The 22,839-nt window shown below is 73.4% G+C and carries 19 protein-coding genes; 11 read left to right on the top strand and 8 right to left on the bottom strand.

Translation table 11 applies throughout. The features are described from left to right. Positions 1-7 precede the first annotated feature (7 nt). Complete coding sequence (locus OG550_RS26940) at positions 8-793, bottom strand: GntR family transcriptional regulator (RefSeq protein ID WP_327681761.1); 786 nt, start codon at positions 791-793, stop codon at positions 8-10. A 340-nt stretch (positions 794-1,133) separates the two neighbouring features. Here OG550_RS26940 and OG550_RS26935 point away from each other — a divergent pair, with 340 nt between their 5' ends. From OG550_RS26935 to OG550_RS26905, 7 genes are all read left to right on the top strand, one after another. Then, on the top strand, positions 1,134-2,303 hold the full coding sequence (locus OG550_RS26935) for an ABC transporter substrate-binding protein (protein ID WP_327681759.1): 1,170 nt from the start codon (positions 1,134-1,136) through the stop codon (positions 2,301-2,303). Between the two features lie 67 nt (positions 2,304-2,370). Further along, positions 2,371-3,336, top strand: a complete 966-nt coding sequence (locus OG550_RS26930) for an ABC transporter permease (RefSeq protein ID WP_327681757.1) — start codon at positions 2,371-2,373, stop codon at positions 3,334-3,336. Next, positions 3,324-4,163, top strand: a complete 840-nt coding sequence (locus OG550_RS26925) for an ABC transporter permease (protein WP_327681755.1) — start codon at positions 3,324-3,326, stop codon at positions 4,161-4,163. The genes OG550_RS26930 and OG550_RS26925 overlap by 13 nt, the downstream gene beginning before the upstream one ends. A gap of 111 nt (positions 4,164-4,274) precedes the next feature. Continuing rightward, the gene (locus OG550_RS26920; RefSeq protein WP_327681753.1) at positions 4,275-5,354 is read left to right on the top strand and encodes an ABC transporter ATP-binding protein; all 1,080 of its coding nucleotides are present in this window, start codon (positions 4,275-4,277) and stop codon (positions 5,352-5,354) included. 40 nt (positions 5,355-5,394) lie between these two features. Beyond that, a complete protein-coding gene (locus OG550_RS26915) occupies positions 5,395-6,132 on the top strand; it encodes an HAD family hydrolase (protein WP_327681751.1) in 738 nt (245 codons plus the stop codon). Positions 6,133-6,138: 6 nt separating this feature from the next. Next, positions 6,139-6,459, top strand: coding sequence for a DMT family transporter (locus OG550_RS26910; protein WP_327681749.1), 321 nt, complete (start codon positions 6,139-6,141; stop codon positions 6,457-6,459). A gap of 316 nt (positions 6,460-6,775) precedes the next feature. Then, on the top strand, positions 6,776-7,420 hold the full coding sequence (locus OG550_RS26905) for a hypothetical protein (RefSeq protein ID WP_327681747.1): 645 nt from the start codon (positions 6,776-6,778) through the stop codon (positions 7,418-7,420). A gap of 81 nt (positions 7,421-7,501) precedes the next feature. Here OG550_RS26905 and OG550_RS26900 read toward each other — a convergent pair whose 3' ends face one another. Continuing rightward, positions 7,502-8,359: a MerR family transcriptional regulator gene (locus tag OG550_RS26900; RefSeq protein WP_327681745.1), complete on the bottom strand. Its 858-nt coding sequence runs from the start codon at positions 8,357-8,359 to the stop codon at positions 7,502-7,504. Positions 8,360-9,095: 736 nt separating this feature from the next. After that, positions 9,096-10,931 carry an ice-binding family protein gene (locus OG550_RS26895; RefSeq protein ID WP_327681743.1) on the bottom strand — a complete coding sequence of 612 codons (1,836 nt, stop codon included), beginning with the start codon at positions 10,929-10,931 and terminating at the stop codon, positions 9,096-9,098. Between the two features lie 671 nt (positions 10,932-11,602). Here OG550_RS26895 and OG550_RS26890 point away from each other — a divergent pair. The 3 genes from OG550_RS26890 to OG550_RS26880 all read left to right on the top strand — a co-directional run bounded on the left by OG550_RS26890 (position 11,603) and on the right by OG550_RS26880 (position 16,153). Further along, a complete protein-coding gene (locus OG550_RS26890) occupies positions 11,603-12,034 on the top strand; it encodes a hypothetical protein (RefSeq protein WP_327681741.1) in 432 nt (143 codons plus the stop codon). A gap of 676 nt (positions 12,035-12,710) precedes the next feature. Further along, on the top strand, positions 12,711-14,132 hold the full coding sequence (locus OG550_RS26885; RefSeq protein ID WP_327681740.1) for an endonuclease/exonuclease/phosphatase family protein: 1,422 nt from the start codon (positions 12,711-12,713) through the stop codon (positions 14,130-14,132). Positions 14,133-14,146: 14 nt separating this feature from the next. Further along, positions 14,147-16,153, top strand: coding sequence for a phosphocholine-specific phospholipase C (locus OG550_RS26880; RefSeq protein ID WP_327681738.1), 2,007 nt, complete (start codon positions 14,147-14,149; stop codon positions 16,151-16,153). A gap of 64 nt (positions 16,154-16,217) precedes the next feature. On the opposite strand, the gene OG550_RS26875 is transcribed toward OG550_RS26880, so the two are convergent. Then, entirely contained in the window at positions 16,218-17,123 is a 906-nt protein-coding gene (locus OG550_RS26875) for a formylglycine-generating enzyme family protein (RefSeq protein WP_442906180.1), read from the bottom strand. A gap of 230 nt (positions 17,124-17,353) precedes the next feature. Further along, positions 17,354-18,706, bottom strand: coding sequence for a sulfatase family protein (locus OG550_RS26870; RefSeq protein WP_327681736.1), 1,353 nt, complete (start codon positions 18,704-18,706; stop codon positions 17,354-17,356). A 769-nt stretch (positions 18,707-19,475) separates the two neighbouring features. On the opposite strand from OG550_RS26870, the gene OG550_RS26865 reads away from it, so the two are divergent. After that, positions 19,476-20,135 carry an HAD family hydrolase gene (locus OG550_RS26865; RefSeq protein ID WP_327681734.1) on the top strand — a complete coding sequence of 220 codons (660 nt, stop codon included), beginning with the start codon at positions 19,476-19,478 and terminating at the stop codon, positions 20,133-20,135. 75 nt (positions 20,136-20,210) lie between these two features. Here the strand turns inward: OG550_RS26865 and OG550_RS26860 are convergent, their stop codons facing one another. From OG550_RS26860 to OG550_RS26850, 3 genes are all read right to left on the bottom strand, one after another. Next, on the bottom strand, positions 20,211-20,576 hold the full coding sequence (locus OG550_RS26860) for a VOC family protein (protein WP_327681732.1): 366 nt from the start codon (positions 20,574-20,576) through the stop codon (positions 20,211-20,213). A 292-nt stretch (positions 20,577-20,868) separates the two neighbouring features. Then, positions 20,869-21,552: a phosphonatase-like hydrolase gene (locus tag OG550_RS26855; protein ID WP_327681730.1), complete on the bottom strand. Its 684-nt coding sequence runs from the start codon at positions 21,550-21,552 to the stop codon at positions 20,869-20,871. A 12-nt stretch (positions 21,553-21,564) separates the two neighbouring features. After that, positions 21,565-22,686: a TIGR03364 family FAD-dependent oxidoreductase gene (locus tag OG550_RS26850; protein ID WP_327681729.1), complete on the bottom strand. Its 1,122-nt coding sequence runs from the start codon at positions 22,684-22,686 to the stop codon at positions 21,565-21,567. Positions 22,687-22,839 lie beyond the last annotated feature (153 nt).

The raw sequence follows: 22,839 nt of genomic DNA, 5'->3' as shown, positions 1-22,839 counted from the left end.
CAGGGGTTCAGTCCAGCTCCCGGGCGTGCCGCGAAAGCGCGGACGTGGCCAGCGAGTTGTGCACGCTGAAGGCCACCGTGCCGGGCAGGTAACGGTCCTGGGACCACTCCACCGGCGTGCCGGTCGGGTCGGTGGTCCGGCGCCGCTCGCGCAGCAGCGGCCCGCCGCGCCGGCAGCCGAGCAGCCGGGCGTCGTCCGCGTTGGCGGCGACGATGTCGATGGTGTGGTCGGCGTCGGTGAACAGGATGCCGTGCTCGCGCAGCACTTCGGTGTGCGAGACGACGTCCGCCGGCAGCTCGGCGACGATCTCGCCGACCCGCGGCGGGTAGACCGTGCGCTCGACCATCACCGGCTTCCCGGAGAGGGTGCGCAGCCGGACCGTCACGTAGACGTCCGCACCGGCCTCCAGGCGGAGCTGCTCGCGCTCGGCGGCGTCGGCCGGGCGGCGGACCAGCGAGTCGAGTATGCCGCCGGGCTCCTCGCCCATCGAGTACGCCCAGTGCGTGAAACTGAGCAGCTCGGAGAAGCTCTGCACCCGGGCCGTGCCCAGCACCACCCGGCGGGTGCCCCGCCGGGAGGTGACCAGCCCGTCCGAGCGCAGCACGGCGAGCGCCTGGCGGACGGTGCCGCGCGAGACGCCGTACTGCTCGGCGAGCGCGCCCTCCGCTGGCAGCCGGCCGGCCTCTCCGAACGCGCCGGTGGTGATCGCCTCGCGCAGGTCGGCGGCGACCTTGCGGTAGAGCGCTCCGGTGGCGCGGTCCTCGGCGGCCGGACGGCCCGACTCAACTGCCACGTCAGTCAATGTCCCTCCAGGGGCGGTGTCCTGCGCAGCCGTACCGGCGCGGACAGCCCGACCTTATCCCGCTGCGCTCCCGAAGCATCGCACTCCGGCGATCATCCGCCGGCGACCTGATTCGACCGTTCCCGCAGCCGACCCCGGGACTGGGCCATCCGTTCACCTTCCCGTCACCGGGCTCCGGCGTACTTACCCCCGTCAGCGAAGTTGGCTAGTCAACTCGGGCACCGATCGCCGGCCGCTCACCCCGGCCCGGGCGCCCCGGCCACCCCACTCGCCCGACGCATCCCCTCGATACGCACCCCTCGCAGTACGCCCTGATTCAGGAGACTGACCCGTGACCGTGCACCGTGCCCGCGCCGCCGCCTTCGCGGCCGTACTGACCGCCGCCGCGCTCTCCCTCACCGCCTGCGGCTCCGCCGGTTCGACCGCCAAGGCCGGCGACGCCGCCAAGGCCGGCACCAAGGACGCCAAGGAGGCCACCTCCGCCGCCGACCTCGGCGGCATCGACGGCCTGATCGCCGCCGCCAAGAAGGAGGGCAAGCTGCACGTCATCACGCTGCCCCGGGACTGGGCGAACTACGGCAAGATCATCGACGGCTTCAAGGCCAAGTACGGCCTGGAGGTCGAGGAGGAGAACCCCGACGGCTCCAGCCAGGACGAGATCAACGCGATCACCTCCCGCAAGGGCCAGGACCGCGCCCCCGACGTCGTCGACCTCGGCAGCGCCTTCGCGCTCCAGGCGGTCAAGGACGGCCTGCTCGCCCCCTACAAGGTCGCCACCTTCGACAAGGTGCCGGAGACCATGAAGGACCCGACCGGCGCCCGCGTCAACGACTACGGCGGCTACATCTCGATCGGCTGCGACGCCAAGAAGATCGCCAACTGCCCGAAGACCTTCGCCGACCTGCTCAAGCCCGAGTACAAGGGCCAGGTCGCCCTCAACGGCAACCCGACCAAGTCCGGCTCGGCCTTCGGCGGCGTCTACGCGGCCGCGCTCGCCAACGGCGGCTCGCTGGACAACATCCAGCCCGGCATCGACTTCTTCGGCAAGCTCAAGCAGTCCGGCAACTTCAACCCGGTCGAGTCGACCCCCGCCACCATCGAGAAGGGCGAGACCCCGATCTCGATCGACTGGTCCTACCTGAACGCCGGTTACAGCGACCAGTTCAAGGACAAGGGCGTCGACTGGAAGGTCTCCATCCCCTCCGACGGCAGCTACGCCCAGTTCTACAACCAGGGCGTCAACAAGTGGGCCCCGCACCCGGCCGCCGCGCGCCTGTGGCAGGAGTACCTCTTCAGCGCCGAGGGCCAGAACCTCTTCCTCGGCGGCTACGCCACCCCCTCCACCTTCGAGGCCCTGAAGAAGGACGGCACCCTCGACGCCGCGGCCGCCGCCAAGCTGCCGACCGTCGAGAAGCCGTTCACCACCTTCCCGACCCAGGACCAGATCACGGCCGCCAAGAAGGTCGTGACCGAGAACTGGACCAAGGCCATCGCGGGCTGACCCCCCGGCCGAGCACCGCAGTTCGGGCCGACCCACCGCGAAACCGCCACACCGCGAAAAGGCACTCATGACCACGGCTCCCACCCCGGTGCCGACCTCCCCCGCCGCCACCGACCTCGGTGGCGGCGCGGGGGCGTCCCGCACCGCCACGACCACCACCCCCACCCCCCGGCGGCGACCGCTCGCCCGGCTCGGCGGCGCCTCCTGGCTCGCCACCGTGCCGCTCCTGCTGTTCTTCCTGATCGGCTTCGGCCTCCCCGCCGTCGCCATCGTGATCGGCGCGTTCACCACCTCCACCGACGCGGAGGGCGGCGGCGGCCAGTTCACGTTCGACAACGTCACCGCCTCCGTCCAGGGCGCCTACTGGACGGCCATGCTGAGCAGCCTCAAGCTCTCCGCGCTGACCGCACTGCTCGCCACCCTGATCGGCCTGCCGATCGCCCAGGCCGTGGTCACCTCCCGGCACACCTGGCTGCGCCAGGCCGTGCTCACCGCCTCCGGCGTGCTCGCCAACTTCGGCGGCCTGCCGCTCGCGTTCGCGTTCGTCGCCACCCTCGGCAACGCCGGCGAGGTCACCAAGCTGCTGAACCTCACCGACCACGGCTGGTCGCTGTACTCGTTCACCGGCCTCACCATCGTCTACCTGTACTTCCTCATCCCGCTGATGGTGCTCACCATCACCCCGGCCCTGGACGGCCTGCGGGTGCAGTGGCGCGAGGCCGCCCAGAACAACCGGGCCACCACCGCGCAGTACTGGCGCCACGTGGCCCTGCCGATCCTGCTGCCCTCGCTGCTCGGCGGCTTCGTGCTCCTCTTCGGCAGCGCCTTCGCCGCGTACGCCACCGCCGCCGCCATGGTCGGCGCGACCGTCCCGCTGGTCAGCCGCTCGATCGCCGACGCGCTCTCCGGCAACGTGCTGGTCGGCCAGGGCAACCTCGCCCTCGCCCTCAGCCTCAACATGATCGTGGTGGCCGTCCTCGTGATGGCCGTGTACCTCCCCCTCCAGCGCCGGAGCGCCCGATGGCTCAGCTGACCCCCGCCCGTACCGACCGCACCAAGGTGCGCTGGTGGCGCGGCGCCGTCCTGGGCATCGCCGCCGTCTACTTCGTCGTCCCGCTCGCGGCCGCCGGCTACTTCTCGATCGACGACCCCCAGGGCTACTCCCTGGAGGCGTACACCGGACTGCTCTCCGCCCCCGGCTTCCTCGACAGCCTCTGGCTCACCCTCGGCCTCGCCGTCGTCACCGTCCTGGTGCTGCTGCTCCTGCTGGTGCCCGCCCTGATCGCGGTCCGGCTCGGCGCCCCGAAGCTGCGCCCGGTGATCGACGTGCTCTGCACCCTGCCGCTGGTCGTCCCGCCCGTCGCGCTCACCGCCGGCCTGATCGGCGTGCTGCGCTGGGGCCCGGACTACCTGATGGACACGCCGTTCTTCCAGACCTTCGTGTTCGTCCAGGACCCGGACTTCCCGGTCGTCCTCGTCATCGCCTACGTGCTGATGGGCCTGCCGCTCGCCTACCGCGCGCTCGACGCCGGCCTGCGCGCCGTCGACGTCCGCACCCTGGTCGAGGCCGCCCGCAACTGCGGTGCGAGCTGGCCGCGCGCGGTGTTCACCGTCGTCCTGCCCAACCTGCGCGGGGCGCTGCTCAACGCCTCCTTCCTCACCCTGGCCCTGGTCCTCGGCGAGTTCACCGCCGCCTCGATCCTCGGCTACCAGCCCTTCCCGGTCTGGATCTACACGGTCGGCAACAGCCAGGCCCACATGTCGGTCGCGGTCTCCATCCTGAGCCTGCTGATCACCTGGCTGCTGCTGCTCCTGCTGGCCACCCTCGGCCGCGAGCGCCACGCCAAGACCACGTCCTGACCACGTCCTGACCGCGCGCCGAACCACCCGCCGAACAGCCCGCCGACCGATCCCCCGACCGACGACCGACGACCGACCCGCCGGCCTCCCCCGCATCTCCGGAGAACTCCCTTGACCTCCCTCGCCGTTGAGAAGACCGCCACCCGCTCGGGCGGCGCGACCGTCGAATTCCGCTCGCTGCGCCGCACGTTCGGCGCCACCACCGCGCTCGACGGCCTCGACCTGACCGTCCAGCCGGGTGAACTCCTCGCCCTGCTCGGCCCGTCCGGCTGCGGCAAGACCACCGCACTGCGCATCCTCGCCGGCTTCGAGCAGCACGACTCCGGCCAGGTCCTGGTCGACGGCCAGGACATCACCGCGATCCCGGCCCACAAGCGCGACGCCGGCATGGTGTTCCAGTCGTACAGCCTCTTCCCGCACCTGACCGCCGCCGACAACGTCGCCTTCGGCCTGCGGATGCGCGGCACCGGCAAGGCCGAGCGCCTGCGCCGCGCCAAGGAGCTGCTGGAGCTGGTCGGCCTGCCGCAGCACGCCGACCGGTACCCGCACCAGCTGTCCGGCGGCCAGCAGCAGCGCATCGCGCTCGCCCGCGCCCTCGCCCTCCAGCCGCGCGTCCTGCTGCTCGACGAGCCGCTCTCCGCCCTGGACGCCAAGGTGCGGCTGTCGCTGCGCGAGGAGATCCGGCGCCTCCAGCAGGAGCTGGGGATCACCACCCTGTTCGTCACCCACGACCAGGAGGAGGCGCTCTCGATGGCCGACCGGGTCGCGGTGCTGCGCGCCGGCCGGCTGGAGCAGTGCGCCGCGCCCGCCGAGCTGTACGCCCGCCCCGCCACCGCGTTCGTCGCCGAGTTCGTCGGCACCATGAGCCGCATCCCGTGCGTCCGGACCGGCGACGGCGTCGAGGTCCTCGGCCGCCGGCACGCCGTGGACGGCACGCTGCCGTCGGACGGCTCGCTGGAGGTGCTGGTCCGCCCGGAGAACGTCACGCTCACCCCCGCCGCGAACGGCCCCGCGCAGGTGGTCTCCGCGTCCTTCCTGGGCGCCGTCACCCGCCTCACCGTCCGGCTCACCGACGGCACCGAGGTCAAGGCCGACCTGCCGACCGAGGCCGCCACCGCGCTGCCCGTCGGCTCGTACGCCGTGCCGACCCTGCCGGAGCGCCCGGTGCTGGTCGACCGCCGTACGGTCTGACCCGTCAGCTCCTCCCTCTTGAACCACCGAAGGTACCGCCATGCCTGCACCCGCTGAATCCGCCGTTCCCGCTGTTCCCGTCGTAGCCGCTGTTCCCGCTGTCGCCGCTGCCGCCGCCGTTCCCGCCGCCGTCCTCTTCGACATGGACGGCACCCTGGTCGACACCGAGCACCTCTGGTGGCAGGCCGCCGCGGAACTCGCCGACGAGCTCCACCACTCGCTCACCGACCAGGACGCCCCCGAGGTCCTCGGCCAGGCCATCGAGCACACCGCCGCCCACCTCCACCGGGTCAGCGGCACGTCGCTGACCGAGGCCGAACTCGCCGACCGGCTGGGCGACTCCTTCGCCGGCAAGGTCGCCGCCGAGACCGTCCCCCGGCCGGGCGCGCTCGCCCTGCTCGCCTCCCTCCGGGACGCCCGCGTGCCCACCGCCCTGGTCTCCGCGTCCCCGCGCCGGGTGGTCGACATGGTGCTCGGCACCATCGGCCGCGACTGGTTCGCCGTCACGCTGGCCGCCGAGGACACCCCGCGGACCAAGCCCGCGCCCGACCCCTACCTCGCCGCCGCCGAGCGCCTCGGCCTCGACCCGGCCCTCTGCGTGGCCGTCGAGGACACCCCGACCGGCGTCGCCTCCGCCACCGCCGCCGGCTGCGCGGTGCTCGCCGTCCCGTCCAGCGCCGCGCGGATCCCGGACGGCTCCCGGATCACCCTGCTCGACAGCCTGGAGCACGCGGACGTCGCACTGCTCGGGAAGCTCACGACCGCGCCGCGGGTTTGAGCCCCCGTGCCCTACGTACTCCTCGCCCTCGCGATCCTCAGTGAAGTCTGCGCCACCAGCTGCCTGAAGCTGACGGAGGGCTTCACCAGACTCTGGCCGAGCGTGGGGGTGGCCATCGGCTACGTGCTCTCGTTCTACCTGCTCGGCAAGGCGCTCAAGCACATCCCGGTGTCGGTCGCGTACGCGGTGTGGTCCGGGGCGGGGACGGCGGCGGTCGCCGGCATAGGCGTGGTGGCCTTCGGCGAATCGCTGGGACGGCTGCAGTGGCTGGGGCTCGCCCTGGTCATCATCGGCGTGGTGGTGCTCAACCTGAAGGGCAGCCACTGACCCACGGCCCCCGCGGAGCAGGAGGTCGGCCCGGCCGACCTCCTGCTCCGTTCCGTTTCTCCCGGGCGGAGGCCGGACGAGCCACCGGGGCGTGCCGCCCCCCGCTCACCTGCGCCCGCAGGCGCCCGCCGCGCCCCACCCCTTCGACCCCGTACGGAAGGCACGTGAGCCCGGGGGCCCCTGCGGCTGACGGGCCCCCCGATGAGCCCGGCCCGCGCTGCCGACTTGGCCGATCACACGCTAGGTGAGCGACCCCTCGCCCGGAGTTAATGGAACGCGGGGTGGAGCAGCCGTAGCGACAGTGGGAGGGCACGACATGACCGGGAACGATGCCGAGATCACCGGCGGGAGCACGGCCGAGGTCACGGCCGAGCAGGTGGAGGCCAAGGCCCTGGAGATCCGGGCCGCGTTCGAGCGCAGGGCGCGGCCGAAGCTCGACCTGGAGGGGCGCTTCAGCCTGGAGACCGCCACCCGCAAGCACCTGGAGGCGCGGACCGCGGCGGCCGAGATCCCCGAGGCGCTGATCCGGTCCCGCGCGGAGCGGGTCCGCCCGAAGTGGGAGGCCAGGGCGGCCGAGCAGGGCGTCCAGGTGGACGAGAAGCACCTGGAGGCGGTCGCCGCGCAGTTCGACGACTGGCCGCTGATCACCGCCGACGTGCACGGCTTCCTGGACCTCTGCTACACGATCCACCTGAGCCCGGAGGCGATCCCCCTGCTCGAAGCCGCCTCGTCGGGCTTCGACCGGGCGCTCAGCGAGGCCCTGGAGGCGTTCCCGGAGCTGATCGCGCTGTTCGCCGTGCTCGACGCGTTCGTCGTCGGCGAGGCGGGCGCGATCAAGGAGGTCGCGGAGTACAACGGGGCGGTCCGGCTGGAGGGCGTCTTCCCGTCGCCGTTCCCGATCCCGTTCCCCGAGGAGGACGGCTACTGGGACGAGGTCGAGGCCGAGGCCCCGACGAGCTGACGCGCGTCCGGCGCACGGCGGGGCGGGCCCGGTTCCGAGCCCGCCCCGCCGTGCGCCCCCGCCTCTCGCCTCCCGCCCGCGTCAGCCGTTGCCGGCCGGGGCCGGCTCCGCTATCGGCCAGGCGATCTCCAGCCGGTTGTCCGGGTGGCCGGGCGTCCCCATCCACCGGCGGAAGGTCTCCTGGGACGGTCCCGCGAAGACGAACCCGTGCTCGGTGATCCAGCTCGCCACGGCGTCGTACGCGGTGAGGACCTGCGGGAAGGCCGCCGCCTCCCCCTCCACCACGGTGCTCGCGTAACTGCCCGCCGGGACGTCCAGCACGTACATCCCCTCCGGCAGCTCGCCCGGCTGCGCGCCGGAGGCCGCGAACGGCAGGCAGGCCTCGACCAGGGCCTCGTTCTCCTCGTCGCAGAGCCCGTGGTAGCGGGCGAAAGCGGGGCCGTCGAAGGTCAGCGGCCCCCGCCCCGCGACGGCGTACATGAGCTGGTAGCTGTCGCGCATGAACGCGTCCAGCCGGGGCTGGTCCAGGGTCGCGCCGCGGACCAGCGCACGCACTGCGGCGCCCTCGCGGACGGTGACACGGTGGTTCATTCCCTCTCCTTCGGTCAGCCGGGCCAACAAGCCGTGGACGACGGACCGCTGGACCTCCAGTCGGCGCTCCGCGGCGACCAGGTGCGCCCGGACGGCCGAGGCCAGCTCCGCGTCACCCCCGCCGCCGAGCAGGCGGCGCACCGCCTCGACCGGCATGTCCAGCTGCCGCAGTGCGCGGATCAGCTGCGCCGTGCGGAGCTGGTCGCGCCGGAAGTAGCGGTAGCCGCTGTCCGGGTCGACCAGCGCCGGCACCAGTACGCCGCTCGCGTCGTAGTGCCGCAGGGTGGTGACCGAGAGGCCGCTGGCCTGTGCGAACTGCCCGATCGGCAGCAGGTTCGTCCTGTCCACGGGACAAGACTGTGCCGTCTCGGGTTACCCGAGAGTCAAGCGGCGGCCCGGTGGACGTCCGGTTCGCCACGGCGTCGTCCACGGTGTGCACCCGTGGGGAGGCCGCCGCCGCCCCCTCCACCGCCGTGGTCGCGTAGCGGTCCTACAGGAGGTCCGGCACGTACGTCCCGTCCGGCGGCTCACGTGGACGGTGACACGGCGGGTCGCCCCTGCCCCTTCGGTCGGACGCGCCATCGCACCCCCGTCGGCAGCGCAGCCGGTTCCGTTCGTCAACGAGTTTGACTCAATGCCGGGTTGCCCGTCCTCCCGCGACCGGCCGGGCCTCGTTCACGCCAGGTACACCGTCCTCGGGCCGATCGGGCGTCCAGGTGTCCCGCCGACTCGGACGCCTCTCCCGACCCGGGCGGTGAGGATCCGGTCAGGGCCGAGGCCGGCCGGTCCGACGACGGGCACGGAGCGGCCGTCCTGAAAGGCACCCTGATCCGGCGCCCGAAAACCCGGGCGGCGCTCGACCGCCGCATGGAGGCGGGAGAACGGCCGGGCCTCGACGCGCACGAGGTCCCTGGGGGGGCGACGGGCCGACCAAGGACCTCAAAACGTGCGACGGTAGTCCGCCCACCGCCGCACGTGGACCGGATCGGCCGCTGTCAACGGCCGATCCGGTCCACGTCCCGTTGCCGATCACCAACCGGACAGGCACATCCGATCGACTGCTCAGCTCACCGAGGGGACACGCCTAGTGCCGTCGGCGGGCTGCGGCTCGTCCGCTTCGCCTCACGAGGATGACGAGCGCGCCTCCCAGGGCAACGGCGGCCGCCGAACCGGCCACGATGCCGATCGATCCGCCCGCGCCGGTGGCAGCGAGTGCCTGCCCCGACTTATCCGGGTGCTGAACGAGGCCACCCTGCACGTTGCCGCCGTGAACGGGGCCGGCCTGCACGTTGCCGCCCTGAACGGGACCGCCCTGCACGGAACCGGCTTGCACGTTGCCGCCCTGAACGGGACCGCCCTGCACGGAACCGGCTTGCACGGGGCCGCCGTGAACGGAGCCGCCCTGCACGGGGCCGCCGTGAGCGGGACCGCCCTGCACGGGGCCGCCGTGAGCGGGACCGCCGTGCGCATTGCCGTGGTTGCCCGGGCCAGGTCCGTGATCATCTTGCTCATGGCCGCCGTGGCCCTGGCCGCCGTGGCCACTTGGAGACGGGGACGGCCCCGCAGGTCCCGTAGGTCCGGCAGGTCCGGCAGGTCCGGCAGGTCCGGCAGGGCCTGTTGCGCCGGGCGAACCGTTAGCGCCGGGCGAACCGTTGGCCCCGGGCGAACCGTTAGCGCCAGGCAGTCCGTTGGTGCCAGGCGAACCGTTAGCGCCAGGCGAACCATTGGCCCCGGGCAGTCCGTTGGTGCCAGGCGAACCATTGGCGCCAGGCAGCCCGTTCGCGCCGGGCGAACCATTAGCACCGGGCGAACCATTGGCGCCAGGCAGCCCGTTCGCGCCGGGCGAACCGTTGGCACCGGGAGCTCCAGGGGCGCCATCGGGCCCCGGGGCGCCGGGCGCACCGGGAGCGCCGTTGGGACCGGGGGCACCCGGAATGCCCGGAGCACCGGGCGCGCCGTTGGGGCCAGGGGCGCCCGGAGCACCGGGGGCTCCGGGCACGCCAGGAGCACCGTTGGGACCGGGGGCACCCGGAATGCCCGGAGCACCGGGCGCGCCGTTGGGGCCAGGGGCGCCCGGAGCACCGGGGGCTCCGGGCGCACCGGAAGCACCGTTGGGGCCCGGAGCACCGGGAGCACCGGGAGAACCGGCCGGACCGGGAGCGCCGTTGGGGCCCGGAGCACCGGGAGAACCGGCCGGTCCGCCGGGGCCGGCAGGCCCACTCGGCCCCGCCGGACCGCTCGGCCCCGCCGGACCGCTCGGCCCCGCCGGACCGCTCGGCCCCGCCGGACCGCTCGGCCCCGGCGGGCCGACGGTGCAGGCCGCCCTGGTGATGGTGTTGTCGTCCAGCGTGACGGCCCCCGTGCGCGCCAGGGCACGGCCTTCGATCACCGAGTTGGTGTTCACCGTGATGGACGCCATGGCCAGGATGTTGCCCTTGAAGAAGGAGTTGACGTCGATGGTGGCCGAGCTGCCGACCTGCCAGAACACATTGCAGGGCTGCGCCCCGTTGACCAGGCTGACGACGCTCGACGGGGCCGTGATCAGGGTGGAGCCGATCTGGAAGATGAAGACGGCGCTGGGATCGCCCAAGGCGTCGAGGGTGACGGTCCCGGTGAGGTTCAGCGACGACGTCGCCTTGTAGACACCGGGCGTCAGCGTCAGTCCGCCGATGTCGCCCGGAGACGTCAGGCTGGCGGTGGGGGCCCGGCCTGCGGCGTCGTTGTAGGCGATGACCAGGTCGGACTGAGCCTGTGCGGCCTGGGCATCGTTGACGTGCTGGACACCGTTCACGATTCCGGGCGGAAAGCCCGTCACACTGGTTCCCGGACTGAGGCCCAGGTCCCCGTTGATCACGCTGGGACCGGTGTTGGTGACCGTTGAGGCGGCCAGGATGGCATAGCTGGCGTCGGTCCCCAGCATCACCGGTGCCTCTGCGGCGTGCGCGGGGCTCGTGACCAGGCCTGCCGTCGCAAGCAACGTCAGTCCGGACAGCAGGACGAGCGCGCCCGTGAGCCGGGAGCGTTTACGCCCTCTCTCAGGGGGGCGGGCGGAATGGCATCGACTGCCATAGGACAGGACCCTTTCTTGTCGCCGTTGAGCTCCGTCACTCGAAAAGAGGATTTCGGAGCGCCGATGGTGATTTCTGGTCGGACCACAAATCTTCGTACACGTACCGAGGCGCCGACGACGCCGTCCCCGAGGGCCGCAGAGCGATGCCCGCCAGGTTCGGTGATGCACAATCACCAACTCAGTACACCGTGCAACGACAACATAAAAAGGAAAGAATAATAAAGATGCACTCGGGTGACGCGCCGACGCAAACAGGGCACATTGCCACCGGCCCCGGCGTGTCGTTTGCCTACGCACTCATGGCCGCGTGCGAAGCCGCCGGCTTCGGCTGCGGCCGACTCCCGCAGATCCGGCCCCAGCCACCCGACCAGGCATCGCTCCCGGCAGGACCACCCACCCGACCGTCACCACAGACCTCGGCGGGTCGCGCCGGGCCACTGGGCAGTACCGTTTCTTCTCTTGGCCGCGTCCAGGCTGGTGAAATGACGTATCGCTCGGGGGATGTAGTCGTTGGCCGGAACATGAACAACCCAACGTATCCGCCGGGCGAGGTCTTCGCGGTGGCCGAAGGCGACGCCGGCACCGTAGCCGCGCGCTGCCGTCTCGCAGGCGGCCTGCTCAGAGTCACGCTCGGCGACCTGCGCGAGGAACTCGGCTACCGGAGACTAGGCAAGTACGTCCTGGACGAAGTGGCCGAGAGCCTGACCAAAGAGGGACTCGGCTGGTTTCCGGCCTGGCGGCTCTCACCGAGGGAGAACGGCGAACCGCGGAAGGAACACGAGGTGTGGGTGTTCCTCCGGGACGGCGGTCTCCGCTGCCAGGTCATCGACGCCATCCAGGCACCCGAGGGCTCCGACGTCCCCACCGTCCTGAACGGGCTTCTGGCCGACCGTCCCCAAGACCTCTCCCCCGAGCGCAAGCTCGGCCTGATCCGCGAGATCCTCGGGCTCTGAGCCCGCCGAGCCGCCGGACCCGGCGCGGCAGGCCCGCACGGCACTCCGGGACACGTGGACGACGGCAGCGCCCATGGCACCGGCGAACGGCCGCACGGTCACCGTGGCGGGCTCGCCGACGTCTGCGCCGCCATCCGGGGGCGCTGCAGGGCTCGGTGGCCGGCACGGTCCTCGTCGTCGAGATCGGGGCGGGCCGGCGCCCCACAGCGGACGAGGCCGTCGACGACGGGGCGTCGGATCTCCGAACCGACGTTCCGCGGCTACCAGGTGCGTGTGCGAGGCCGGGACCGACCGGTCGGGGACCGGTCGGTCGGTCCCGGTTGCGGGCGGCCATACCGACCAGCTCCGGCCTGCCGCCGACCGGTGGCCGGCCGGGCCACCGGGCCGCCGGTTCGCCGGACTGGCCGGTTCGCCCCGCTCTGCAGGCCCGGGAGCGCCGCCACCACGGCCGCCGCCCTTCCCGCCGCCACGGCCATCGGCCGCGCGCTCCGACGCCGTTTCGCCGGTATCGCTCACCGGTGCCGTTCGTCAACGACCATGACTCAATGCCGAGTTGTCCGTTCCCCCGGCGACCAGTCATGTCTCGTTCACGCCGCGTACTCCGCCCTTCGGGTCAATGGGGCGTTCAGTTGTCCAGCCAACTCGGCGCCCACTCCCCCCGACCCGAAGGACCCCCGTGGCCGCAGGAAGCACCCTCGCCCTCTCGTCCCCCACCAGTCCGACCGAAGGGGACAAGCTCACCTTCCACTGGACCACCACCGCCCCCGACGCCAAGAACTGGGTCGGCCTCTACGACGGCACCCGGCAGCCCGGCAACGGCGCCTCGCTGCTCTGGAAGTACACGCCCGGCGCCTCCGGTGACGTCCAGCTCGACACCTCCGCACTCACCGGAGGCCCGTACACCGCGTACCTGCTGGCCAAGGACGGCTACGGGATCCTCGCCCAGACCGCGCCGTTCACCTTCCGCACCAAGCCCGCCGCGGTCCGCCCGCACCTGGCCGTCGACGCGCTCACCGCCACCGCCGTCGCCCCGGGCGGCGCCGTCACCGTCAAGCTCGGCGGCCTCTGGTGCCGCCCGGCCGGCGCGCCCGCCTTCCGCAAGATCAGCGGGCCCTCCTGGCTCTCCGTCGCCGCCGACGGCACCGTCACCGGCACGGCGCCCACCGCCACCGGCGAGGTGCAGCTCCTGGTCGGCGTCAAGGACGCGGCCGGCGCCGCCGACGCCCTCATCCTCACCGTCCCGGTCACCGACCCCGCCGCCGCGCCCCGCCTCAAGGCCGCCACCTGGAACCTCGCCAACGCGGGCGCGGCGTTCACCGACGCCCTGGAGAAGCAGCTGCGCGTCGTCCTCACCCAGGGCCTGGACGTCCTGGCGCTGCAGGAGACCGCCGGCAGCGCCGCCCAGGGCCTCGCCACCGCACTCGGCTGGTACGCCTACCAGAGCCCGGGGAGCGTCGGCGTCCTCAGCCGCCACCCGCTCACCGCCGTCACCGCGCCGACCACCGCCCTCCCCGCCGCCGGGGTCACCGTCCAGCTCCCCGGGGCCCGCACCGTCCGCGTCTGGGCCGCCCACCTGGACGAGGCGAACTACGGCCCGTACGCGGCCCAGGACGGCCAGAGCGCCGCACAGATCACGGCCACCGAGAACGCCTCCCTCCGCCTCCAGCAGGCCCGGGCGCTGGCCTCCGCCGTCCAGGCCGACGTGGCGGCCGGGCGCACCGTCGTCCTCGGCGCGGACCTCGCCTCGCCGTCCCACCTGGACTGGACGGCGGCCGCCGCACCCGCGCACGGCGGGGTCGGCCCGCTCGACTGGCCCGTCACCAAGGCGATCCAGGCCGCCGGCCTGACCGACGCCCACCGCGCCGCCCACCCGGACCCGGTCGCCTCCCCGGGCGCCACCTGGTCGCCGACCCGCAAGCAGCGCGCCGCCGGTAAGGCCGAGCCCCAGGACCGCATCGCCGCCGTGCACTTCGCCGGGCCGCTCACCCTCGTCGAGGCCCACACGCTCGCCACCGGCTGGCCGCAGCCCGAGCCGAGCGCCGCCGGCAACGGCTGGCCCTCGGACTGCGCCGCCGCCGTCGCCACCTTCCAGCTCTGAGAGGCCAGTTCGCGATGTCCGACCTTTCCCGCCGTACCTTCGTCGGCGCCACCGCGGCCGCCGGCGCCACCGCCCTCACCGGCCTGTCCGGCACCCCCGCCCTGGCCGCCCCCGCCGTGAACACCCCCGCTGTGAACACCCCCGCCGAGGCCTCCTCCGGCAGCCCGGCGGCCACCGGCACCATCGCCGACGTCCGGCACGTGGTCGTCCTGATGCAGGAGAACCGCAGCTTCGACCACTACTTCGGCACCCTCAGCGGCGTGCGCGGCTTCGGCGACAAGCAGGCGCTGCAGTTCCCGGACGGCGGCGACGTGTTCCGCCAGCCCGACGCCGGGCGCAGCGACGGCGGTGCGATGCTGCCGTACCGGATGGACACGTCGAAGTACAACGCGCAGAACGCCGGCGGCCTCGCCCACGACTGGGCGACGGGCCACCAGGCGATCAACAACGGTGCGATGAACAAGTGGATCGCGGCCAAGGGCGAGCGCGCGATGGGGTACTTCACGCGTGCCGACATCCCCTACCAGTACGCGCTGGCGGACGCGTTCACGCTGTGCGACGCGTACTTCACCTCGCTGGCCGGGCCGACCGACCCGAACCGGCTCTACCTGTGGACGGGTACCGCGGGTCCGGGGCGTGACGGCACCACCGGCCCGTGGATCGACAACACGCCCGTCACGGACAATCCGGTGGCCGACTGGACCACCTACGCCGAGCGGCTCCAGCAGGCCGGTGTCACCTGGCGGGTCTACCACAACCCCAGCAAGGACGACCGCACCGGCGACTACGACGACAACGCCCTGTCGTACTTCAAGCAGTTCCACAACTTCCCCGCCACCGACCCGCGTTACGTCAACGCGATGACCAAGTTCGACCCGGCCGCCTTCGACGCCCACTGCAAGGCGGGCACCCTGCCGACCGTCTCCTGGCTGGTCGCGCCCTACCTGTTCTCCGAACACCCCAGCGCGGGCCCCTCCTACGGCGCGCACTGGGTCAACCAGGCGCTCCAGTCGCTGATGTCCAACCCGGAGGTCTGGAAGCACACCGTCTTCCTCGTCATGTACGACGAGAACGACGGCTACTTCGACCACATGGTCCCGCCCACCCCGGAGCCGGGCACCCCCGAGGAGTTCACCCAGGGCCGCGCCATCGGCCTCGGCAACCGCGTCCCGCTCTGGGTCGCCTCCCCCTGGTCGCGCGGCGGCTGGGTCAACTCCCAGGTCTTCGACCACACCTCCGTCCTGCGCTTCATGGAGCAGGTCACCGGTGTCGCCGAACCCAACATCTCCGCCTGGCGCCGCGCCGTCTGCGGCGACCTCACCAGCTGCTTCGACTTCACCTCGCCCGACTACTCGATCCCCCGACTGCCGGACACCGTCGCCCTGATGGCGCAGTCCGACGCCGGCACCAAGCTCCCCGGCGTCCAACTCCCCGCCACCGGAGCCCAGTCCATGCCCGTCCAGGAGGCCGGAGCGCGCCCGCACCGGCGTCTGCCGTACCGGCCGTGGGCGGAGGCCGCCGTCGACCGCACGACCGGCCTGATCACCTGCACGCTCCGCAACGACGGCACCGTCGCCTTCCCGTTCACCGTCTACCCCAACATCGCGTACGCCTTCGCCGGGACGCCGTTCACCGTCGCGCCCGGCGCCACCCGCACGTACACCTGGGACGCCGCCGCGACGGACGGCCGCTACGACTTCACGGTGCACGGCCCCGACGGCTTCGTCCGACGCTACGCCGGCACGGTCGTCCGCGCCGAGCAGGACGACGTCGCCGTCCCGGTGGTGACCGCGACGCCCGGCACCCCGGCGCTCACCCTCGACCTGGTCAACGCCGGGCGGACGGCCGTCACCTTCACCCTCACGCCGAACGACTACGCGGGCACCGCGCAGACCCTGCGGGTCGCCGCGAACTCCCGGGCCACCGCCACCTACCCGCTCGACCAGTCGCGCTACGACGTCACCGTCACGGCGACGACCGGCACCCGCTTCACCCAGCGCTACGCGGGCACCCTGCACTGAGCACCCGCCCGACGGCCCTCGACGCTCCCGACGGCCCTCTTCGCTCCCGACGGCTCAACCGGGCTCAGCGGGCCACCGCATCGGCCGCCACCCGGAAGCCGATGTTTCCGGCCGAGCTGTCGGGCGTGTTCGAGCTGCGGGCCGCCACCCGGTAGCGGTTGCAGTACGACTCGTGGCACATGTGGGAGCCGCCGCGCATGACCCGTGCCGAGCCGTCCGGCGGCCCGGCCGGGTCGTGGCCCGCAGCGGTCCGGTGGAAGTCGGGGCTGAACCAGTCCGCGCACCACTCCCAGACGTTCCCGACGGTGTTGTACAGCCCGAAGCCGTTCGGCCGGAACGCGGTCACCGGGGCGGTGCCCCGGTGACCGTCCGCCGCCGTGTTCAGGGTCGGGAAGACGCCCTGCCAGATGTTGCACATGTGCCGTCCCCCCGGGGTGAGTTCGTCCCCCCACGGGTAGCGCCGCTGCTCCAGGCCGCCGCGCGCCGCGTACTCCCACTCGGCCTCGGTCGGCAGCCGGGTGCCGGACCAGGCGCAGTACGCCTGCGCGTCGTTCCAGGACACGTGGACGACGGGGTGGCTCTGCCGGACCGTGACGGAGGAGCCCGGCCCCTCCGGCGCCCGCCAGGTCGCCCCGGCGACCGCCCGCCACCACGGCACGGCGGCCACCGCGGGCGAGGCGGCGGCGAGCTCCCCGGGCAGGAAGCCCTCGAAGACGTAGGAGAACCCGAAGGCCTCGGCCTCCGTCCGGTGGCCGGTGGCCTTCACGAAGGTCGCGAACGCGGCGTTGGTCACCGTGGTCGGCGCGATCCGGAACGGGCTCACGCCGATCTCGCGCACCGGGCCCTCGCCGTCGGCGGGGTACCCCGTCCGGTCGTCCGTCCCCATCAGGAACCGCCCGCCGGGGAGGCCGGTCAGCTGCCGCGCGACCCGCGAGGCCCGCGGGTCGGCGGGCGCGGCGGGCGGCACCACGGTGGGCGCGGCGAGGATCACGGGCGCGGCGAGGGTGATCGGGTCGTCCGCACCGCGTCCGGGGGTGCAGCAGGGCTTGGTCGTCGGCACGGTATTCCTCGCTCCGGGTCGTTCTGGTCGGTCGGGTCGGTCGGGTCGGTCGGGCCGCCCGAGCCGGGGCGGGCCCGGGCGGGCCGGTGCCCCGCACCGGGCGTACCGGTCCGGGGCACCGACCACGGGTGGTCGGGCGGTCAGGCGACCCGGTCCGCGGCCAGCCGCGCCGCCAGCGCCGGGACGCCGAGCGCCTGCTCCTCCTGCGGCGTCGCCTGGTACAGCAGGTTCGTCAGCTGGTACGGATCGGCCGCAAGATCGTAGTACTCGCGGAACTTCACCTCTCCCGTGCCGGACACCGTCCCGTTCGCGTCGGTGTGCAGCGCGTAGTACTCGGTGTACTGCCGGTCCTTCGCGACGTACGAGGACCAGGTGGGCGGACCGCCCGCCGCCGTGCCCTGCTTCCACCACTCCACCAGCAGGTGGTCCCTGCTGTACGCGGTGAGCAACGAGCGGCCGTCCTGCGGGGTGTCGGGCGTGATGCCGGCGGCGTCGAGGATGGTCGGGGCGATGTCGATGTTGGCGACGATCCGGCTGTCGACGGTGCCCGCGCCGAGGCCGCCGGCCGGCCAGGAGAGGTAGAACGGCACCTCGTGGGCCGGGGAGTAGGGCACGGACTTCTTGAGCCAGCCGTGGTCGGCCCAGGTGTACCCGTTGTCGCCGATGTAGATGACCAGGGTGTTGTCGAGCTGGCCGAGCGCCACCAGCTTGTCGTGGATCGCCTGCACGGCGTCGTCGACGGAGAGCAGGCTGCGCAGCTGACGGGTCCGCAGGGCCTGGGCGTCGGCGAGCGTGGCGGTGGCGTTCTTGATGTAGCCGGGCTTGTCGCTGCGGTCGGCCTCGGGCACGGAGGGGCGCCCGTTCCACGGCGGGACCACCGTGTCGGCGTACTTGGCGGCCGGGACGTTGGGCTCGTGCGAGGCGTAGGGGGTGACGTAGGCGAACCAGGGGCGGGTGTCGGTGGCGGCCTTGTCCAGGAACGCCAGCGTGCGGCTCCTGATGATGTTGGTGGTGTAGCCGGTGAGCGTCTGGACGGTGCCGTCGATGTTCCAGTTCGCGTTGTTGAAGGCGGGCTGGAGCAGCGCCCACTCCTCGAAGTGCGGCGGGTTGTCCGCCAGCGTCCAGGAGTTGAGGTACTTGCCGAACAGGCCGGTGCGGTAGCCCGCCTGCCGGAGGTAGCGCTGCACGGTGGTGTGCTGGTCGAGGCTGTGCGACGCCCCGTTGTTGCGCACGCCGTGGTTGTGGGCGTGGCGGCCGGAGAACACCGACGACCGCGAGGGCGCGCAGAGCGGCGTGGTCACGTGGCCGTCGGTGAACCGCACGCCCTGGCCGGCGATCCAGTCGACGGTCTTCTGGATCGCCCACTCGGTGTGCTTGGGCTGGTCGTCGGTGACGATCAGCAGGATGTTCGGCCGGGCGGCGGCGCCCGCGGCGGCCGCGGGCCGGGCGGCGGCCAGCTGGAGTGCGGTGGGGGCCGCGGCGGCGGCCGCCACGGCGGCGGCCCCGGTGAGGAACCCCCGCCGGCCGACCGCAGGCGCCCGGCCGTCCCCGGCGGACCGGCCCGGGCCGCCGGCCGCGCCCGAGTCACCAGGTCCGGCGGACCCGCCCGCCGAATTCCCCGTCGGATATCCCGTGGAATCGCTCATTCGAATTCCCTCCGTGCTTTTTCGGTGATCCCGGCCGCACCGCTCACGGGAAACCCCGGCACGGCGCCGACCGGACCAATGCCGGGAAGCGGAACCCCGGTCCGCGACACGCACCCCGGACGGCGTCCACGGGCACGGCGAATCGACGGCGGTCCGCCTGAAAGGAACCGGGGAGGCCGCCTACCTGCACGAACGGTGCGAGTGCGAGCCACCCCGAGGAATTGCGCCGCGGTCCGGCCGGTTCCCGTCGACCCTTCGGGGAACCGCCGCCCGACTCACGCCGGGTCGGCCGTACAGAGGGCGCTCGCCAGCCGTCCGAAATCGACATGCCGGCGAGCAGCCAGGAAATCTCCTGCTGCCATGCGAGCGACTTTAGGAGTTCCCGGGAATCGCTGGCAATACCTTCGGCCCATTGTGTCGGCACGGTGTCGACCGGCGGGCCGCACGCCTCCCCCGCCGCTTCCGGTGCCCCCGCACCACCCGCACCGCCCGCACCCCCGCGCTCCGGCGGGTGGCGCCGCCGGAGCGCCCGCCCCTGCCCGCCCGACCCGTACGCCCTCCCCCCACCGCCCGGGGTCGCTCACCCCCCGGGTCCGGCACTCCGTAGGCTGCGAAGATGATCACTTCACCGGAGCCGCTACGGCTCGTCATCTTCGACTGCGACGGCGTCCTCGTCGACAGCGAGCGGATCGCCGCCGGCGTCCAGGTCGCCCTCGGCGCCGAGCTCGGCTGGCCGCTCACCGAGGCGGACGTGATCGAGCGGTTCATCGGCCGCTCGCAGGCGTCGATCCACGAACAGGTCGCCGCCCGGCTCGGTGAGGAGACGGCCGGGCTCTGGTGGGACGGGTTCGTCCGGCGGCACGCCGAGGAGGTGGACGCCGGCCTCACCGCCGTGGACGGCCTGCCCGAGGCGCTGGACGCGATCACCCTGCCGACCTGTGTGGCGTCCAGCGGCTCGCACGAGAAGATGGCCCACACGCTCGGCCGCACCGGCCTCCACCACCGCTTCGCCGGGCGGATCTTCAGCGCCACCGAGGTCGCCCGCGGCAAGCCCGCCCCCGACCTCTTCCTGTACGCGGCGGAGCGGATGGGCGTGCCGCCGGCCGCGTGCGCCGTCGTCGAGGACAGCGCGCCCGGCGTGCAGGCGGCGCGGGCCGCGGGCATGCGCGCCTTCGGCTACGCCGGCGGCCTGACCCCCGCCGACCGCATGGCGGGGCCCGGCACCGTGGTCTTCCACGACATGCGGGAACTCCCCGCCCTGCTCGCCGCCGGGTAGCGGCCGGACCGGACCGTCCCTCGCGTCCCCTCGCGTCCGGCCACGGCGGGGGGGACGGGACGGCCCCGGCCCTCCTCAGACGGTCAGCGAGTGCTTCGGGCCGAGGATGCAGAACTCGTTGCCCTCGGGGTCGGCGAGCACGGTCCACGGAGCGTCCGCCGGCTGGCCGACGTCCACGAGCACCGCCCCCAGCGCCAACAGCCGTGCCACCTCGGCCGGCCGGTCCTCCGGGGCGAGGTCCAGGTGCAGGCGGTTCTTGCCCGCCTTCTCCTCCGGGACGGCCAGGAACACCATCCCCGGCCACGCCGACTCGTCCGCCCCGACCACCACCTCGTCCGGGTCTTCCAGCAGGATGCGCCAGTCGAGCACCTCGGCCCAGAAACGGGCCAGGGCTGCGGGGTCCCGTGCGTCGACGGCGATCTGGTAGAGGCGAAGGCTCATGCCACGGATCCTACGAGCCGCTCCGCATCGGGCGCCGCGCGCAACGCCGGTCTCCCGTCCGCGACTCGGGGCCGCGGCTCCGGACCGCGTCCACCCCGTGGCCCCCTCCCCGCCGCCGCTTCGATCCGGTCACCCGGTCGTCCGTCCGGGCCCCCGGACCTCGCCCCGTCCCCGGCGGGTCGCCCGTCGGTCCGCGGCCGGCCCCGCAGCCCGCGCGGCCGACCGCGGGCGTGGCCCCGCGGCCGGACCGGGCGGGCGGACGCGCCCTCCGCCGCGCCCGCCCGGCGACCGCTCAGCCCACCGGGCCCAGCAGCGCGGGCAGTTCGGCGATCGACGCCAGCACGTGGGTGGCCCCGTCCGCCCGCAGGCGCTCCTCGCCGTGGGCGCCGGTGAGCACCCCGGCCACCACGGACGCCCCGGCGCGCGTGCCGGTCAGCATGTCGTACCCGGTGTCGCCGGCCACCGCGATCTGCCGGACGGACTCGGTCCCGGTGCGCAGCAGCGCGGTGAGGGCGAGGTCCGGGTACGGGCGGCCGCGGCCCGCCTCGGCGGGGCAGAGCGTGAGGTCGGCGACGGACTGCCAGCCGAGCGCGTCGAGGATGCGGTCCTGGGTGGACCGGGAGAAGCCGGTGGTGAGGACCACCGTCCGGCCCTGGCCGCGGAGTTCGGCGATGGCCTCGGCCGCGCCGGGCAGCGCCGCGCAGTGGCCCGCGTCGACCAGGTCGTGGTACGCCGCCTCGAAGGCGGTGTTGGCCCGCTGGGCCTTCTCCTCCTCGCCGAACAGGTGGCGGAAGACGGAGATCTTGGACTCGCCCATGGTGGCGCGGACGTGCTCCAGCATGCGGACGTGCTCGGGGCTGCCGGCCTCGACGCCGAGCGTGCCGGCCGCGGCCTGGAAGGCCTGCTCGACCAGTCCGTCGTCGGCCACGGTGGTGCCGGCCATGTCCAGGACGACCAGGCGGATGTCGTTCGACATTGTGAGTTCCTCTTACAGGTTGGCGAGTTCGGCGGTGGTCTCGGCGATGGCGGGCGAGCAGGTCATGCCCCGGCCGCCCGGGCCGGTGACCAGCCAGACGCCGTCGCGGACGCGCTCGCGGTGGACGACCCGGGTGGTGTCGACGCACTGCGCGTACACCCCGGCCCAGCGGCGGCGGACCCGGGGCAGCGGGCGGCCGAGCAACTCCTCGGCCACGCCGACCAGGTGGTCGTACGGGTCCTCGACGACGTCGAAGCCGAACGGCTGGTCGTACTCGTGGGTGTCGCCGATGGTGAGGCCGCCGTCCCGGCGCTGGACCATCAGCAGCTGCATCTTGTGCTCGGCGGCGACCGGCGGCTGCGGCTGGGCGGCCTTGAGCCGCTCCAGCGCGCTGCCGGCGAAGGCGGGGTAGTAGCGGAAGGAGTCGCCGTCGGCGACCGAGGTGGTGAGCGGCTCACCCAGCGGGTCGGTCTGCATCATCTGCAACCGCACCTTGCGGACGGGCAGTTCGGGGGCGAGCTCGCGGACCAGACCGCCCAGCCAGGCGCCGGTGCAGAGGACGACGAGGTCGCCGGTGTGGACGTCGCCGTGGTCGTCGCGGACGGCGTTCTCGCCGATGACGTCGCGGACCTCGCGCCCGGGCAGGAAGGTGTACCGGCCGGTGGCCAGCAGGGCGGCGCGCAGGGCGGGCTGGGCGGTGCGCGGCTCGACGGCGGCGTCCCGCTCGCACCACAGGGCGCCGAGCAGCTTGCCGCGCACCGCCGGGTTGGCGGCCCGGGTCTGCTCCGGGTCGAGCAGCCGGTAGCCGCGCGCGGCCGCGTCCGGAAGGGTCAACGCCTGCTCGGCGACGGCCAGTTCGGCTTCGGTGCGGATCGCGGTGAGCGAGCCGTTGGCCCGGAAGCCGAGGTCGGGCACCCGGGCGCCGATCCGCTCCCAGAGCTCGCGGGCACGCAGTGCGGTGTCCAGCTCCTCCCCCTGTGCCCGGCCGCTGACCCAGACCAGGCCGAAGTTGCGCACCGAGGCGCCGCGCGCCTCGGCCTCGCGCTCCAGGTGGACGACCTCGTGACCGCGTTCCACGGCGTGCCAGGCGTGCATGGTGCCGAGCACGCCTGCTCCTACGACGATGACTCTCATGCGGCCAGGGTGGTGCCGCCAGGTGACCGAGGGGCGTCCGAGCGGCGGACCACAGATGAACCGACCGAAAAGTTGTACAGCCAACCTGGGGCGGGGTGCGGAAGCCCGACCGACGGGAGCCCGCTCCGGCCGCTCGGCCCCCGCCACCCGCCC

It is taken from the genome of Kitasatospora sp. NBC_00458, from assembly GCF_036013975.1.
Taxonomy (GTDB): Bacteria; Actinomycetota; Actinomycetes; order Streptomycetales; family Streptomycetaceae; genus Kitasatospora.
Note: the sequence above shows the minus strand (reverse complement) of the source record. Positions and strands in the feature narration are given on the sequence as shown.

Excerpts from the sequence above, each read along its gene's own strand:
- OG550_RS26930 (WP_327681757.1), top strand. The coding sequence starts at position 2,371 with ATGACCACGGCTCCCACCCCGGTGCCGACCTCCCCCGCCGCCACCGAC.
- OG550_RS26925 (WP_327681755.1), top strand. The coding sequence starts at position 3,324 with ATGGCTCAGCTGACCCCCGCCCGTACCGACCGCACCAAGGTGCGCTGG.
- OG550_RS26915 (WP_327681751.1), top strand. The coding sequence starts at position 5,395 with ATGCCTGCACCCGCTGAATCCGCCGTTCCCGCTGTTCCCGTCGTAGCC.
- OG550_RS26905 (WP_327681747.1), top strand. The coding sequence starts at position 6,776 with ATGACCGGGAACGATGCCGAGATCACCGGCGGGAGCACGGCCGAGGTC.
- OG550_RS26895 (WP_327681743.1), bottom strand. The coding sequence starts at position 10,931 with ATGCTGGGGACCGACGCCAGCTATGCCATCCTGGCCGCCTCAACGGTC.
- OG550_RS26890 (WP_327681741.1), top strand. The coding sequence starts at position 11,603 with ATGAACAACCCAACGTATCCGCCGGGCGAGGTCTTCGCGGTGGCCGAA.
- OG550_RS26880 (WP_327681738.1), top strand. The coding sequence starts at position 14,147 with ATGTCCGACCTTTCCCGCCGTACCTTCGTCGGCGCCACCGCGGCCGCC.
- OG550_RS26865 (WP_327681734.1), top strand. The coding sequence starts at position 19,476 with ATGATCACTTCACCGGAGCCGCTACGGCTCGTCATCTTCGACTGCGAC.
- OG550_RS26860 (WP_327681732.1), bottom strand. The coding sequence starts at position 20,576 with ATGAGCCTTCGCCTCTACCAGATCGCCGTCGACGCACGGGACCCCGCA.
- OG550_RS26855 (WP_327681730.1), bottom strand. The coding sequence starts at position 21,552 with ATGTCGAACGACATCCGCCTGGTCGTCCTGGACATGGCCGGCACCACC.
- OG550_RS26850 (WP_327681729.1), bottom strand. The coding sequence starts at position 22,686 with ATGAGAGTCATCGTCGTAGGAGCAGGCGTGCTCGGCACCATGCACGCC.